Annotated in this window: 13 protein-coding genes; 5 read left to right on the top strand and 8 right to left on the bottom strand. The window is 72.8% G+C overall.

The genetic code is table 11. The annotated features are described in order from the left end of the window. Positions 1 to 46: 46 nt before the first annotated feature. From ACMATS_RS21740 to ACMATS_RS21730, 3 genes are all read left to right on the top strand, one after another. Entirely contained in the window at positions 47 to 1,486 is a 1,440-nt protein-coding gene (locus ACMATS_RS21740; RefSeq protein WP_414168761.1) for an NAD(P)H-hydrate dehydratase, read from the top strand. Between the two features lie 82 nt (positions 1,487 to 1,568). Continuing rightward, positions 1,569 to 1,841, top strand: coding sequence for a hypothetical protein (locus ACMATS_RS21735; RefSeq protein WP_414168760.1), 273 nt, complete (start codon positions 1,569 to 1,571; stop codon positions 1,839 to 1,841). Continuing rightward, positions 1,838 to 2,218, top strand: coding sequence for a hypothetical protein (locus ACMATS_RS21730; protein WP_391155796.1), 381 nt, complete (start codon positions 1,838 to 1,840; stop codon positions 2,216 to 2,218). Before ACMATS_RS21735 ends, ACMATS_RS21730 begins: the two co-directional genes overlap by 4 nt. A gap of 47 nt (positions 2,219 to 2,265) precedes the next feature. Here ACMATS_RS21730 and ACMATS_RS21725 read toward each other — a convergent pair whose 3' ends face one another. Genes ACMATS_RS21725 through ACMATS_RS21710 form a run of 4 tightly spaced genes read right to left on the bottom strand, consistent with a single transcriptional unit; the run spans position 2,266 to position 5,803 of the window. Beyond that, entirely contained in the window at positions 2,266 to 3,207 is a 942-nt protein-coding gene (locus ACMATS_RS21725) for a MerR family transcriptional regulator (RefSeq protein ID WP_390779887.1), read from the bottom strand. A gap of 59 nt (positions 3,208 to 3,266) precedes the next feature. Beyond that, positions 3,267 to 3,635 carry a holo-ACP synthase gene (locus ACMATS_RS21720; RefSeq protein ID WP_336413016.1) on the bottom strand — a complete coding sequence of 123 codons (369 nt, stop codon included), beginning with the start codon at positions 3,633 to 3,635 and terminating at the stop codon, positions 3,267 to 3,269. Beyond that, positions 3,632 to 5,491, bottom strand: coding sequence for a glutamine--fructose-6-phosphate transaminase (isomerizing) (gene glmS, locus ACMATS_RS21715; protein WP_414168759.1), 1,860 nt, complete (start codon positions 5,489 to 5,491; stop codon positions 3,632 to 3,634). The genes ACMATS_RS21720 and glmS overlap by 4 nt, the downstream gene beginning before the upstream one ends. Before the next feature lie 24 nt (positions 5,492 to 5,515). After that, entirely contained in the window at positions 5,516 to 5,803 is a 288-nt protein-coding gene (locus ACMATS_RS21710; RefSeq protein WP_390779885.1) for a hypothetical protein, read from the bottom strand. Positions 5,804 to 6,010: 207 nt separating this feature from the next. Here ACMATS_RS21710 and coaA point away from each other — a divergent pair, with 207 nt between their 5' ends. After that, positions 6,011 to 7,000 carry a type I pantothenate kinase gene (coaA, locus tag ACMATS_RS21705; protein WP_336413019.1) on the top strand — a complete coding sequence of 330 codons (990 nt, stop codon included), beginning with the start codon at positions 6,011 to 6,013 and terminating at the stop codon, positions 6,998 to 7,000. Positions 7,001 to 7,164: 164 nt separating this feature from the next. Here the strand turns inward: coaA and glmM are convergent, their stop codons facing one another. The 4 genes from glmM to ACMATS_RS21685 form a co-directional block, all read right to left on the bottom strand. Next, entirely contained in the window at positions 7,165 to 8,523 is a 1,359-nt protein-coding gene (gene glmM, locus ACMATS_RS21700; RefSeq protein ID WP_336413020.1) for a phosphoglucosamine mutase, read from the bottom strand. Between the two features lie 179 nt (positions 8,524 to 8,702). Continuing rightward, positions 8,703 to 9,215: a 30S ribosomal protein S9 gene (gene rpsI, locus ACMATS_RS21695; RefSeq protein ID WP_390779884.1), complete on the bottom strand. Its 513-nt coding sequence runs from the start codon at positions 9,213 to 9,215 to the stop codon at positions 8,703 to 8,705. A 39-nt stretch (positions 9,216 to 9,254) separates the two neighbouring features. Next, a complete protein-coding gene (rplM, locus tag ACMATS_RS21690; protein WP_390779883.1) occupies positions 9,255 to 9,701 on the bottom strand; it encodes a 50S ribosomal protein L13 in 447 nt (148 codons plus the stop codon). Positions 9,702 to 10,721: 1,020 nt separating this feature from the next. Beyond that, complete coding sequence (locus ACMATS_RS21685; RefSeq protein WP_414168758.1) at positions 10,722 to 12,341, bottom strand: ABC-F family ATP-binding cassette domain-containing protein; 1,620 nt, start codon at positions 12,339 to 12,341, stop codon at positions 10,722 to 10,724. Positions 12,342 to 12,396: 55 nt separating this feature from the next. Between ACMATS_RS21685 and ACMATS_RS21680 the strand changes: the two genes are divergently transcribed. Further along, a complete protein-coding gene (locus ACMATS_RS21680) occupies positions 12,397 to 13,317 on the top strand; it encodes a hypothetical protein (protein WP_414168757.1) in 921 nt (306 codons plus the stop codon). Positions 13,318 to 13,415: the final 98 nt, after the last annotated feature.

Here is a 13,415-nt window from a genome sequence, read left to right as displayed (position 1 = left end):
GGGGCGACGGGTGTCGCGACCGTGACCCGTGGGGGAGGCTGGCCCCATGAGGACTGGCTACAGCGTGGAGACCGTACGGGCCGCCGAGCGCGCGCTCATGGCCCGGCTGCCCGAGGGCGCCCTGATGCAGCGGGCGGCGGCCGGGCTGGCCGCGGCCTGCGCGGACCTGCTGGGGAAGGTGTACGGGGCACGGGTGGCGCTGCTGGCCGGCAGCGGGGACAACGGGGGCGACGCGCTCTACGCGGGCGCCCGGCTCGCGCGCCGGGGCGCGGGGGTCACGGCGGTACTCCTCGCGCCGGAGCGGGCGCACGAGGGCGGCCTGGCGGCCCTGCGGGCGGCCGGGGGCCGGGCGGTGACCGCCGCGGACGGCGCGGCCGTGCTCCGCCGGGCCGACCTCGTCGTCGACGGCATCGTCGGCATCGGGGGCCGCGGCGGCCTGCGGCCGGAGGCGGCGGCCCTGGTCCAGGCCGCGGAGGGGGCACTCATGGTGGCCGTCGACCTGCCGAGCGGCGTGGACGCGGACACCGGCGAAGTGCGGGGGGCCGCGGTGCGGGCGGACGCGACGGTGACCTTCGGGGCCTACAAGCCGGGCCTGCTCATCGACCCCGCGCGGGAGTGCGCGGGGGCGCTGCGCCTGGTCGACATCGGCCTCGGGCCGTTCCTCGAAGGCCCCCCGGACGTGGAGGCCCTCCACCACGCGGATGTGGCCGAATTGCTCCCCTTCCCCGAGCCGGAGAGTGACAAATACCGCCGCGGTGTGGTCGGCATCGTCGCGGGCTCGGCCCGCTACCCCGGCGCCGCCGTCCTGGCCGTGGCCGGCGCCCTCCAGGGCGGCGCGGGCGCGGTGCGCTACGCCGGCCCCGCGGCGGACGCGGTGATCGCCCGCTTCCCCGAGACCCTGGTGACGGCCGGCCCGCCGTCGAAGGCGGGCCGGGTCCAGGCGTGGGTGGTGGGCCCGGGCCTGGGCGACGGCGCGGAGGCCCGCCGGGCCCTGGAGGACGTCCTCGCCCAGGACGTCCCGGTCCTCGTCGACGCGGACGGCCTGCGCCTGCTGGACGCCGGGGCGGTACGGGCCCGGACCGCCGCGACGGTCCTGACCCCGCACGCCGGTGAGGCCGCGGCCCTGCTGGGCCTGTCCCGCGAGGAGGTGGAGGCCGGCCGCCTGGCGGCGGTGCGCGGCCTGGCGGAACGCTTCGGGGTGACGGCCCTCCTGAAGGGCTCGACGACCCTGATCGCCTCCGGCGCGGGCACCCCGGTGCGGGTGAACCCCACGGGGACGCCGTGGCTGGCGACCGCGGGGAGCGGGGACGTCCTCTCGGGCCTCACGGGCTCCCTGCTGGCGGCGGGCCTGCCGGGGCGGGACGCGGCGTCCGTGGGGGCGTACCTGCACGGGCTGGCGGCACGGGACCTGGGGGCGGCGCCGATCACGTCGATGGCCGTGGCGGAGGGGTTGCGGGGGGTGTGGCGGGACGTGGCGCGGGGCTGAAACGCGGGGCCTGGCGCTCTTCCGGGTGATGGTTCGGGCGAACCGGTTATGGGTACGTGGAGGTACCCATACTCTGCGCCGCATGGGAGGACACACCACCATGGCCGATGCCAACATCCGCATCCCCGCCGAAGCACGCGACCGCCTGGCCGCAGTGGCCGCCGCGGAGGGCCTGTCGCTGCGCGCCTATCTGTCACGCCTCGCCAACAGCGTTCTCACCCCTGCCGAGCGGGCCGAGCAGGCCGAGCGGGCCCGTCAGATCCTGCGCGAGTGGAACGGCTACGACCCGAGCCCGGAGGAAGAGGCCCGACTCGACGCCGAGATCGACCGGCGTCTGGCGGAGGCCTCCCGGTGAGTGACCACGTGCACATCGTCTTCGACGAAACCGCCATGGTCGCCGCAGGCCGGGGCAACTCCATGACATCCCGGCTCATCCACCGTGCGAACGAAGATGCCGACTGGCATCTTTACGCACCGGCATGCGCCGTGGTGGAAGCCGACCGGACCCGCCCCGGCACAGCCGAACACATCGCCTCGCTGCCCGGCATCGTCATCCTCGATCTGGACCTGCCTGCGGCCCTGGGCATCGCGAGCAAGGACACCTGGGGGGCTGCACACGCCCGGTACGCAGCCGAACCGAACGCCGAACGCCCCGATGGCGCGTACATCGCGACCGCCGATCCCCACCGTTGGGCGGGCCGACCGGTGCGGGTGCTCGACGTCAATCCCTGACCGTGGAGGGCCGGGCGCCGCCCACGGCGCCCGGCCCCTGCCCCCCGCTACGCGGCGCGCAGCGCAGCCGCCAGCCACTCGGTGGCCGGGCCCATGTCCGGCATGGGCCAGCCGTTGATGACGGCGATCAGCTGCCAGTAGCGCTCGAAGCGCGCGTCGTGGCCGATCTCCAGCCGGTCCAGCAGCCACTGCCGGAACTCCGGGCCGTTCTCCTGCCCGGTCCACTCCGCGCACCGGGCGACCAGGTCGTCGAGTACCGGCCGGGCCTCCGCGGTGCCCGGCCCGATCCCCGCCTCCCTGGCCTGCGCCGTCCGTTCCTGGATCAGCGCCGCCAGCTGCTTGGCCTCCTCCGGGCCGGGACGGCTCCCGGCCTGCTCCCGGGCCTGGATCTGATCGACCGCGGCCCGGCGCATGGCCGCGCGGAACGCGTCGTCCTGGACGAGCTCGGCGAGCTCCACCCACGCGTCGATCTGCGCGGTCGTCGGTTCCTCCGGCAGCTCGGGCATGCCGTTGCGCATCGTCGCCAGGAACTCGGGGTCGACGTCGAGTCCCTCGAAGGTGCTGTCGATGAAGTCGCCGACCAGGCGGCGGCGTTCCTGGTCGGAGAGGTTGGCCAGTTTGTGCATGAGTTCCGTCTCCTCGGGTGTCGACCCGCGTCCGGCCACCGCCCTCAGCACGGCCCGGCGCAGCTGCAGCGTGCGGATCTGCAGGTCCAGGGCCTCGGCGTGCACGGCCGCGACCTCGGCGACGGTGACCTCGCGCTCCAGCACCTGCCGGACGGTGGCGAGGCCGACGCCGAGTTCGCGCAGCGTACGGACGAGACCGAGGCGCGCCGGCGCGTCGTGGTCGTAGAGGCGGTAGCCCGCGGGTGTGCGGGCGGCCGGCTGCACCACCCCGGCATCGGACCAGAACCGGATGGTCTTGACCGTGAGCCCGGTCAGCCGGGCGAGGTCGCCGATGGAGTGGAAGGGGGTGGTGTCGCCGTCCATGCCCGCCACCTTGGTGTCTCCCGTCGCTGGAGAGTCAAAGGGGTTCGGCGAACCACCCCTCACTTCTCCGCAATCACCACCGCAGAAGCGACCCCCGCGTCATGGCTCAGCGACACGTGCCACGACGTCACGCCCAGCGCCTCCGCCCGCGCCGCCACCGTCCCGGTGACCACCAGGCGCGGCTGGCCGCTGTTCTCCGTGACGACCTCCGCATCCGTCCACAGCAGGCCGCCCGGGGCGCCCAGGGCCTTCGCCAGGGCCTCCTTGGCCGCGAAGCGGACCGCGAGCGAGGCGGTGCCGCGGCGCTGGCCGCTCGGCAGGTAGAGCTCGCGCTCCACGAACAGGCGCTCCGCCATGCCGGGGGTGCGCTCCAGCGCGGCGCCGAAACGTTCGATCTCGGCGACGTCGATGCCGACTCCGACGATCATTCGACCGTCACCGACTTCGCCAGGTTGCGCGGCTGGTCCACCTCGTTGCCCCGCGCCGTCGCGAGCTCGCAGGCGAAGACCTGGAGCGGGACGGTCGCGACGAGCGGCTGCAGCAGCACCGGGGTCGCCGGGATCTCGATCAGGTGGTCCGCGTACGGGCGCACCGCCTCGTCGCCCCGCTCCGCGATCACGATGGTGCGGGCGCCGCGGGCCCGGATCTCCTGGATGTTGGAGACGATCTTGTCGTGCAGGACGGACCGGCCGCGCGGCGACGGCACCACGACCACCACCGGCAGGTCCTCCTCGATCAGCGCGATCGGGCCGTGCTTCAGCTCGCCCGCCGCGAAGCCCTCGGCGTGCATGTACGCCAGCTCCTTCAGTTTCAGCGCGCCCTCCAGGGCGACCGGGTAGCCGACGTGCCGGCCGAGGAACAGCACGGTCCCCTTGTCCGCCAGCGAGCGGGCCAGTTCGCGTACCGGCTCCATCGTCTCCAGGACCTCGTCCACCTGCGTGGCGATGTCCGACAACTCCCGTACGACGGACCGGACTTCGTCGCCCCACTTGGTGCCGCGCACCTGCCCCAGGTACAGCGCTACCAGATAGCAGGCCACCAGCTGTGTCAGGAACGCCTTCGTCGAGGCGACCGCCACCTCCGGGCCGGCGTGCGTGTAGAGCACGGCATCCGATTCGCGGGGAATCGTCGAGCCGTTCGTGTTGCAGATCGCCAGGACCTTCGCGCCCTGCTCGCGCGCGTGCCGCAGCGCCATCAGCGTGTCCATCGTCTCGCCGGACTGCGAGATGGCGATCACCAGCGTCCGCCGGCCGAGGATCGGGTCGCGGTAGCGGAACTCGCTCGCCAGCTCCGTCTCGCACGGGATCCGCGTCCAGTGCTCGATCGCGTACTTGGCGATCAGCCCGGCGTGGTACGCCGTGCCGCACGCCACGATCACGACCTTGTCGACCTCCCGCAGCACCGGGCCGGGGATCCGCACCTCGTCCAGCGACAGCGTCCCGGCCGCGTCGATGCGGCCCAGCAGCGTGTCCGCGACGGCCTTCGGCTGCTCGGCGATCTCCTTGAGCATGAAGTAGTCGTAGCCGCCCTTCTCGGCGGCCGCGGCGTCCCAGTCGACGTGGTACGGGCGGACCTCGGCGTCCTTGCCCTCGAAGGTGGTGACCGTCACCGTCACGTCCAGGCTCTCCCGGCGGAGCTCGACCACCTGGTCCTGGCCGAGCTCGACGGCCTCCCGGGTGTGGGCGATGAAGGCCGCGACGTCCGAGGCGAGGAAGGCCTCGCCGTCCCCCACGCCGACCACCAGCGGGGAGTTGCGGCGGGCGCCGACCACCACGTCCGGGTCGTCCGCGTGCACCGCGACCAGCGTGAACGCGCCCTCCAGGAGGCGGCACACCTGCCGCATGGCCTCGGCGAGGTCGCCGCAGGAGGAGAAGGCCTCCGAGAGCAGATGGGAGACGACCTCGGTGTCCGTCTCCGAGGTCAGCACGTGACCGCGCCCGGCCAGTTCGGCGCGCAGCGCGGCGAAGTTCTCGATGATGCCGTTGTGGACGACCGCGACGCGGCCCGGATTGTCCAGATGAGGGTGGGCATTGGCATCGTTGGGCGCGCCGTGCGTGGCCCACCGCGTGTGGCCGATGCCGGTGTGCCCGGACGGCAGGGGGCGGGCGGCGAGCTCCTTCTCCAGATTGGCGAGCTTGCCGGCCTTCTTCGCGGCCGCGAGCCCGCCGTCGGCAGGCACCGCCACACCGGCCGAGTCATAGCCGCGGTACTCCAGCCGCCGCAGCCCGGCGAGGACGACGTCGAGGGCGCACTGCCCTCCCACATACCCAACGATTCCGCACATGGAGTGCAGCGTACGGCTCCGGCCTCAACGTCCGCGCTCGATCCGGTAGATGGCCTCCTGCACCAGATCCAGGTACTCGACCTCCTCGCAGCGCGGCTTGCTGCCCAGGACGTACCGGTCCAGGCAGTCGCCCAGCTCCTGCCCCAGGTCCTCCTCCGGCAGCTCGGCGCCGAGCTCCCCGCGCACCCGGTCGGCGAAGGCCTCCCGGGCCGCGTCGCCGCTGCGGCAGCCGGCGGAACCGGAGCCGGAGCGGCGGAACGCGCGCCGGACCGAGTAGCGCAGGTGGCGGTGTACGAGACGGAGAACGAACACGGGAGCCTCGCGCGGGGTGCGGAACCGGACCGGACAACGGAAAGGCTGGACAAACGGCACAGCAGGACCGAAACGTATTCCTGACCCGCGAGTAAGTACAGGCTCCCGGCCAAACTTCACCCACCGGCACCACACGCGACCCTCGGTGTCGCCCACACCACACACCCCCGAGGTGATCACCGCCCGCGGCCCCCGCAGAATGGGGCCGTGCCGACCACCACAGAGCAGCCGCAACCCCCGCACCAGCGACGGCGTGCGGACTCCTCGCCCTTCGTCGACCTCACCCGGGCCGAGTGGAGCGCCCTGCGCGAGAACACGCCGCTGCCGCTCACGGCCGCAGAGGTCGAGGCGCTGCAGGGGCTCGGCGACGTCATCGACCTCGACGAGGTCCGCGACATCTACCTGCCGCTCTCCCGGCTGCTCAACCTCTACGTGGGCGCCACCGGACAGCTGCGCGGCGCGCTCAACACCTTCCTCGGCGAGAAGGGGGCCCAGCGCGGCACGCCCTTCGTGATCGGCGTCGCCGGCAGCGTGGCCGTCGGCAAGTCGACCACGGCCCGGCTGCTGCGCGCCCTCCTCGCGCGCTGGCCCGAGCACCCGCGGGTGGAGCGGGTCACCACGGACGGCTTCCTGCTGCCCAACGCGGAGTTGCAGGCGCGGGGCCTGATGTCGCGGAAGGGCTTCCCCGAGTCCTACGACCGGCGGGCGCTGACGCGGTTCGTCGCGGACGTGAAGGCCGGGAAGGAGGAGGTCTCGGCGCCGGTCTACTCGCACCTGACCTACGACATCGTGCCGGGCGAGCGGCTGACCGTGCAGCGCCCCGACATCCTGATCGTCGAGGGCCTCAACGTCCTCCAGCCGGCCCAGCCCGGCAAGGACGGCCGCACCCGGGTCGGGCTCGCCGACTTCTTCGACTTCAGCGTGTACGTGGACGCGCGGGCCGAGGACATCGAGCAGTGGTACTACCACCGCTTCCGGAAGCTGCGGGCCACGGCGTTCCAGGACCCGGACTCGTACTTCCGGCGCTACACGGAGGTGTCGGAGGAGGAGGCGCTCGACTACGCGCGCCGGAACTGGCGGACCATCAACAAGCCCAACCTGCTGGAGAACGTCGCCCCGACGCGGGGCCGTTCGAACCTGATCCTGCGCAAGGGGCCGGACCACAAGGTGCAGCGGTTGTCGCTGCGCAAGCTGTAGGGGTTCCGGTCCCGCCGTTTTTCGCGGCTGCCGCCGCTCGTCCTCAAACGCCGGACGGGCTGATTTCAGCCCGTCCGGCGTTTGAGGCTGTGCTCAATGTGCGGCTCCGCCGCGTGGCGCGCGCAGTGCGGTCCGGGGTTCGGGGCGGAGCCCCGGTAACTGCCTTACCCCAGCGCCGACTTCACAACATCAGCCAAGCGCTGTGCAACAGCCCTGGCCTGCTCGATGTCGGCAGCCTCGACCATCACCCGCACCAGCGGCTCGGTCCCCGAGGACCGCAGCAACACCCGCCCGGTGGAACCGAGTTCACGCTCCGCCGTCTTCACGGCCTCCGCCAGCTCCTCCGAGGTGGCGACCCGCGACTTGTCGACGTCGCGCACGTTGACGAGCACCTGCGGCAGCCGCTCCATCACGCCCGCCAGCTCCGCGAGCGAGCGGCCCGTCGCGGCGACGCGGGCCGCCAGCATCAGGCCGGTCAGCGTGCCGTCGCCGGTCGTCGCGTGGTCCAGGACGATGACGTGGCCGGACTGCTCGCCGCCGAGGGCGAAGCCGTTCGCCTTCATCTCCTCCAGGACGTAGCGGTCGCCGACCGCGGTCTGGACGAGGTCGACGCCCTCGCGCTCCATGGCCAGCTTGAAGCCCAGGTTCGACATCACGGTCGCCACGATCGTGTTCTTGCGCAGCGACCCGGCGTCGCGCATGGCGAGACCCAGCACGGCCAGGATCTGGTCGCCGTCGACCTCGTCGCCCTTGGCGTCCACGGCCAGGCAGCGGTCGGCGTCGCCGTCGTGCGCCACGCCCAGGTCGGCGCCGTGCTCGACGACGGCGGCGCGCAGCTTGCCCAGGTGCGTGGAGCCGCACTCGTGGTTGATGTTGAGGCCGTCCGGCTCGGTGCCGATGGTGACGACCTCGGCGCCGGCCCGCGCAAAGGCCTCGGGCGAGACCCGGGCCGCGGCGCCGTGGGCGCCGTCGATGACGACCTTGAGGCCGTCGAGGCGGTTGGGGAGGACGCCGATCAGGTGGGCGACGTAGTTGTCGAAGCCCTGGTCGTACTCGCGGACCCGGCCGACGCCGGCGCCGGTGGGCCGGTCCCAGGGCTCGCCGGAGGCGTGGGCCCGGTAGGTCTGCTCGATACGGTCCTCGAGCTCGTCGGCGAGCTTGTGGCCGCCGCGGGCGAAGAACTTGATGCCGTTGTCGGGCATCGCGTTGTGGCTGGCGGAGAGCATCACGCCGAGGTCGGCGCCGAGCGCCCCGGTGAGGTAGGCGACCGCGGGCGTGGGCAGCACGCCCACCCGCAGGACGTCCACGCCCGCACTGGCCAGTCCGGCCACCACGGCGGCCTCCAGGAACTCCCCGGACGCGCGCGGATCACGGCCGACCACCGCCACCGGGCGATGGCCCTCGAAGGAACCCGCCTCGGCGAGCACATGCGCCGCTGCGACCGACAGGCCGAGCGCGAGCTCTGCCGTCAGATCGGCGTTGGCGACACCGCGCACACCGTCCGTACCGAAGAGTCGTCCCACTGGTGTCCTCCGAAAACACTGGAGTGCGGGGTCCGTACACGGACCCCCGAACGTGAAGGTGTCGAGCCCGGGGCCAGGGCGTTTCCTCCAGGTATACGCCCCGGGCCGCCAATGGCCGAACGCCCCGGCGGCACATTTCGTGCCGCCGGGGCGTTCGGGCAGTGCAGCGAAGCCGCGATTTAGCGCTTGCTGTACTGCGGAGCCTTGCGGGCCTTCTTGAGACCGGCCTTCTTGCGCTCGACCGCACGGTCGTCGCGCTTCAGGAAGCCGGCCTTCTTCAGGGCGCCGCGGTTGTTGTCCACGTCGGCCTCGTTGAGGGCGCGGGCCACACCGAGGCGCAGGGCGCCGGCCTGGCCGGACACGCCGCCACCCGCGATGCGGGCGATGACGTCGTAGCGGTCGTCGAGCTCGAGCACCTTGAAGGGCTCGTTGACTTCCTGCTGGTGCACCTTGTTGGGGAAGTAGTCCTCAAGGGTGCGGCCGTTGATCTTCCACTTGCCGGTGCCCGGAACGATCCGGACGCGGGCGATGGCGTTCTTGCGACGGCCCAGGCCGGCGGCCGGCTGCGGCTCGCCGAAGCGGGAGGCGAGGGACTCGGAGGTGTACTCCGACTCGACGACCTCGGTCTCGGTGGTGTACTCCTCGACGGCCTCGTCGTCGATGACGGGGGTCTCGGCGGTGGTCTCAGCCACGATTCTCCTCAGACTTTCTGGTTCGGCGGTGGCCGGGACTTAGCCCTGCTTGACCTGGGTGATCTCGAACGGAACGGGCTGCTGGGCGGCGTGCGGGTGCTGGTCGCCCGAGTAGACCTTCAGCTTCGAGAGCATCTGACGGCCGAGGGAGTTCTTGGGCAGCATGCCCTTGATGGCCTTCTCGACGGCCTTCTCGGGGTTCTTGTCGAGCAGCTCGTCGTAACGGACGGAGCGCAGACCACCCGGGAAGCCAGAGTGGCGGTAGGCCATCTTCTGGGTCTTCTTGTTGCCGGACAGGTGCACCTTGTCGGCGTTGATGATGACGACGAAGTCACCCATGTCCATGTGCGGGGCGTACACAGGCTTGTGCTTGCCACGCAGCAGGGAGGCTGCCGTGGAGGCGAGACGGCCCAGGACGACGTCCTGCGCGTCAATGATGTGCCACTGGCGCGTCACATCGCCGGGCTTGGGGCTGAACGTACGCACGGTCGTAGCCTTTTCTCAGTTGAGTGGGTCCTGACACGGTCCGTACAGGAAGATCACACGGCTACGGCCGCACCACGGGGACGCAACCCGCGTGCAGGCCACCGGCAACCAGCCCGACGGACAAGCGTAAGGGCCCCTCGCGTGAGAACGACCAAGCCAATACGCATAACGAACCCACAGAGTACCCGGCGCCGCCCGGCAGGGTCAAAACGTGGCGGGGCACCTTATCGCTTGCGCGCCACCCGGGCCTCGTCCCACACCGGCTCCGGCACCTCCCGCAGACGCCCGTCCGCTCCGAACACCAGACTGCGCACCCCGGGGGACAACCCCCGGACCCCGGCCGACCGGCCGACCGCCCGCACAAGGCCCCTCCGGACGCCCTCAGCGCTTCCTGGCCACCCGGGCCTCGTCCCACACCGGCTCCGGCACCTCCCGCAGACGCCCGTCCGCCCCGAACACCAGACTGCGCACCCCGGGGGACAACCCCCGGACCCCGGCCGACCGGCCGACCGCCCGCACAAGGCCCCTCCGGACGCCCTCAGCGCTTCCTGGCCACCCGGGCCTCGTCCCACACCGGCTCCGGCACCTCCCGCAGACGCCCGTCCGCCCCGAACACCAGACTGCGCACCCCGGAGGACAACCCCCGGACCCCCGGCCGACCGGCCGACCGCCCGCACAAAGCCCCTCCGGACACCCTCAGCGCTTCCTGGCCACCCGGGCCTCGTCCCACACCGGCTCCGGCACCTCCCGCAGACGCCCGTCCGCCCCGAACACCAGACTGCCCACCCCGGAGGACAACCCCCGGACCCCCGGCCGACCGGCCGACCGCCCGCACAAGCCCCCTCCGGACGCCCTCAGCGCTTCCTGGCCACCCGGGCCTCGTCCCACACCGGCTCCGGCACCTCCCGCAGACGCCCGTCCGCCCCGAACACCAGACTGCCCACCCCGGGGGACAACCCCCGGACCCCCGGCCGACCGGCCGACCGGCCGACCGCCCGCACAAGGCCCCTCCGGACGCCCTCAGCGCTTCCTGGCCACCCGGGCCTCGTCCCACACCGGCTCCGGCACCTCCCGCAGACGCCCGTCCGCCCCGAACACCAGGAACCGGTCGAAGGAACGGGCGAACCAGCGGTCGTGCGTGACCGCGAGGACCGTGCCCTCGTAGGCCTCCAGGCCCTCCTGGAGGGCCTCGGCGCTCTCCAGGTCCAGGTTGTCCGTCGGCTCGTCCAGCAGCAGGGCCGTGGAGCCGGACAGCTCCAGCAGGAGGATCTGGAAGCGCGCCTGCTGGCCGCCCGACAGCCGCTCGAAGCGCTGGTCGCCCTGGCCCTCCAGCTCGTAGCGGCGCAGCGCCGACATCGCGCCCCCGCGGTCCTTGGCGTGCTCCGTCCACAGGATGTCGACGAGCGTGCGGCCCTGCAGCTCGGGACGGGCGTGGGTCTGGGCGAAGTGGCCGGGGACGACCCGGGCGCCCAGCTTCCACATCCCGCCGTGCCCCACGTCCTCGCCGGCCAGCAACCGCAGGAAGTGCGACTTCCCGGAGCCGTTCGAGCCGAGGACGGCCACCCGCTCGCCGTAGAAGACCTCCAGGTCGAACGGCTGCATCAGGCCCGTGAGCTCCAGCTTCTCGCAGGTCACCGCGCGCACGCCGGTACGGCCGCCGCGCAGCCGCATCCGGATGTCCTGCTCGCGCGGCGGCTCCGGCGGCGGACCCGCCTCCTCGAACTTCCGCAGCCGGGTCTGGGCCGCCGCGTAGCGCGAGGCCATCTCGTGGCTCACGGACGCCGCCTCACGCAGACTGATCACCAGCTTCTTCAGCTGGGCGTGCTTCTCGTCCCAGCGGCGGCGCAGCTCCTCGAAGCGGGCGAAGCGCTCCTTGCGCGCCTGGTGGTACGTGCCGAAGCCGCCGCCGTGCACCCACACGTCGCTGCCGGCCGGGCCCGGCTCGACGCTGATGATCTTCTCGGCGGCGCGGGCGAGCAGCTCGCGGTCGTGGGACACGAAGAGCACCGTCTTCCGCGTCTCCCGCACCCGCTCCTCCAGCCAGCGCTTGCCGGGGACGTCCAGGTAGTTGTCCGGCTCGTCCAGCAGCAGCACCTCTTCCGGGCCGCGCAGCAGCGCCTCCAGCACCAGCCGCTTCTGCTCGCCGCCGGAGAGGGTGCGCACCTGGCGCCACTGGGCCTTCTCGTACGGGACGCCGAGGGCGGCCGTGGTGCAGATGTCCCACAGGGTCTCGGCCTCGTAGCCGCGGGCCTCCGCCCAGTCGGCCAGGGCCTGGGCGTAGGCCAGCTGTGCGGCCTCGTCGTCGACCGTCATCATCGCGAGCTCGGCCTCGTCCACGGCCCGCGCCGCCTCGCGGATGCGCAGCGGCGCCACGGAGACCAGCAGGTCCCGCACGGTGCGCTCGTCCCGCACGGACCCGACGAACTGCGGCATCACGCCCAGCCCGCCGCTCACCGTGACCGTGCCGCCGTGCGGCTGCAGCTCCCCGGAGATCAGCCGCAGCAGGGTCGTCTTGCCGGCGCCGTTGGCCCCGACCAGGGCGACCGCGGCGCCCTCCCCGACCCGGAAGGAGACGTCGCCGAGCAGCGCTCTGCCGTCCGGGAGGTAGTACTCGAGGTGCGCCGTCTCCACATGTCCCATACGCCGTATTCTCTCGGCCGACCGGGCCACGACCAACCGGTTTACGATGCGGGACATGAGTTTTGGGCAGGGGGGGCCGTACGGGCCCGAGGGCGGCTCCGGACCGGCGACTCCGCAGTGGGGGCCGCCGCCCGCACCACCCGGACCGCAGCCCGCCCCGTTCCCCGGCCCGCCGCTCCCCCCGGCCGCCACGCCCGACTGGGCGCAGCTCGCCGACGACACCGCCGCCCGCGGCCGGCGCCGCAAGCTCCTGCTCATCGGCGGCGGCGTGCTCGGCGCGGGCGCCGTGGCCGCCATCGTGGCCACCGCCGTGGTCATGACGGGCAAGAGCGACAAGGCCGACACCGCGAGCGGCAGGCTGCCCAGTGCGCCCGCCTCCGCCGAGCCGACCTTCGCCCCGGTCGCACCGCCGTCGCCGCCGGACCCGCGGGACTTCATATCCGGCGCGGACAAGGACAAGGCGCCGATCACCACGCAGAGCCTCTTCCCGCAGGCCGAGCCGGTGATGAGCCCCGGCTCCGCCTACAAGCGCATCGCCACCGACACCACCGCCGACTGCACCAACGCCGCCGAGGGCGGCCTGGGCCAGGTCCTCGGGGACAACGGCTGCCGCCAGGTGCTGCGGGCCACCTACCTGCGCAACGGCGTCGCCGTGACCGTCGGGGTGGCCGTCTTCGACACCAAGGCGGCCGCAGACAAGGCGAAGGACCAGTACACGGGGTACATCACCCCGCTGCCCGGCGAGGACGGCACGGTGTTCTGTCACGGGCCGGCGTGCCGCAACTCCGTGAACACGGAAGGGCGGTACGCGTACTTCACCGTCGCGGGTTTCACGGACGGCACCGCGGTCACCGCCGACGACACCAAGGCCCTGGCCGCGGGCCGCGACGTGGGGGACTACGCGTTCCGGCGCATCTACGCCCGCGGCAAGGAACAGGCCGCGGCGTCGGTGCAGTCGAAGACGCCCGGGCACTGATCCTTGCAACGTGACCCAAGCCACAATGTAGGCTGCCCGGGCAACCCAAATCCCTCTCAACGGTCTTAACCGACGGTGGGGAGACCTCGACACCCGGG

The organism is Streptoverticillium reticulum (assembly GCF_047456005.1).
Classification (GTDB): Bacteria; Actinomycetota; Actinomycetes; order Streptomycetales; family Streptomycetaceae; genus Streptomyces; species Streptomyces reticulum.
This window is presented reverse-complemented; position numbering and strand designations above follow the sequence as displayed.

Bases quoted from the DNA above. Each gene is read 5' to 3' on its own strand.
- ACMATS_RS21740 (WP_414168761.1), top strand. From the start codon at position 47: ATGAGGACTGGCTACAGCGTGGAGACCGTACGGGCCGCCGAGCGCGCG.
- ACMATS_RS21735 (WP_414168760.1), top strand. From the start codon at position 1,569: ATGGGAGGACACACCACCATGGCCGATGCCAACATCCGCATCCCCGCC.
- ACMATS_RS21725 (WP_390779887.1), bottom strand. From the start codon at position 3,207: ATGGACGGCGACACCACCCCCTTCCACTCCATCGGCGACCTCGCCCGG.
- ACMATS_RS21720 (WP_336413016.1), bottom strand. From the start codon at position 3,635: ATGATCGTCGGAGTCGGCATCGACGTCGCCGAGATCGAACGTTTCGGC.
- glmS (WP_414168759.1), bottom strand. From the start codon at position 5,491: ATGTGCGGAATCGTTGGGTATGTGGGAGGGCAGTGCGCCCTCGACGTC.
- ACMATS_RS21685 (WP_414168758.1), bottom strand. From the start codon at position 12,341: ATGGGACATGTGGAGACGGCGCACCTCGAGTACTACCTCCCGGACGGC.
- ACMATS_RS21680 (WP_414168757.1), top strand. From the start codon at position 12,397: ATGAGTTTTGGGCAGGGGGGGCCGTACGGGCCCGAGGGCGGCTCCGGA.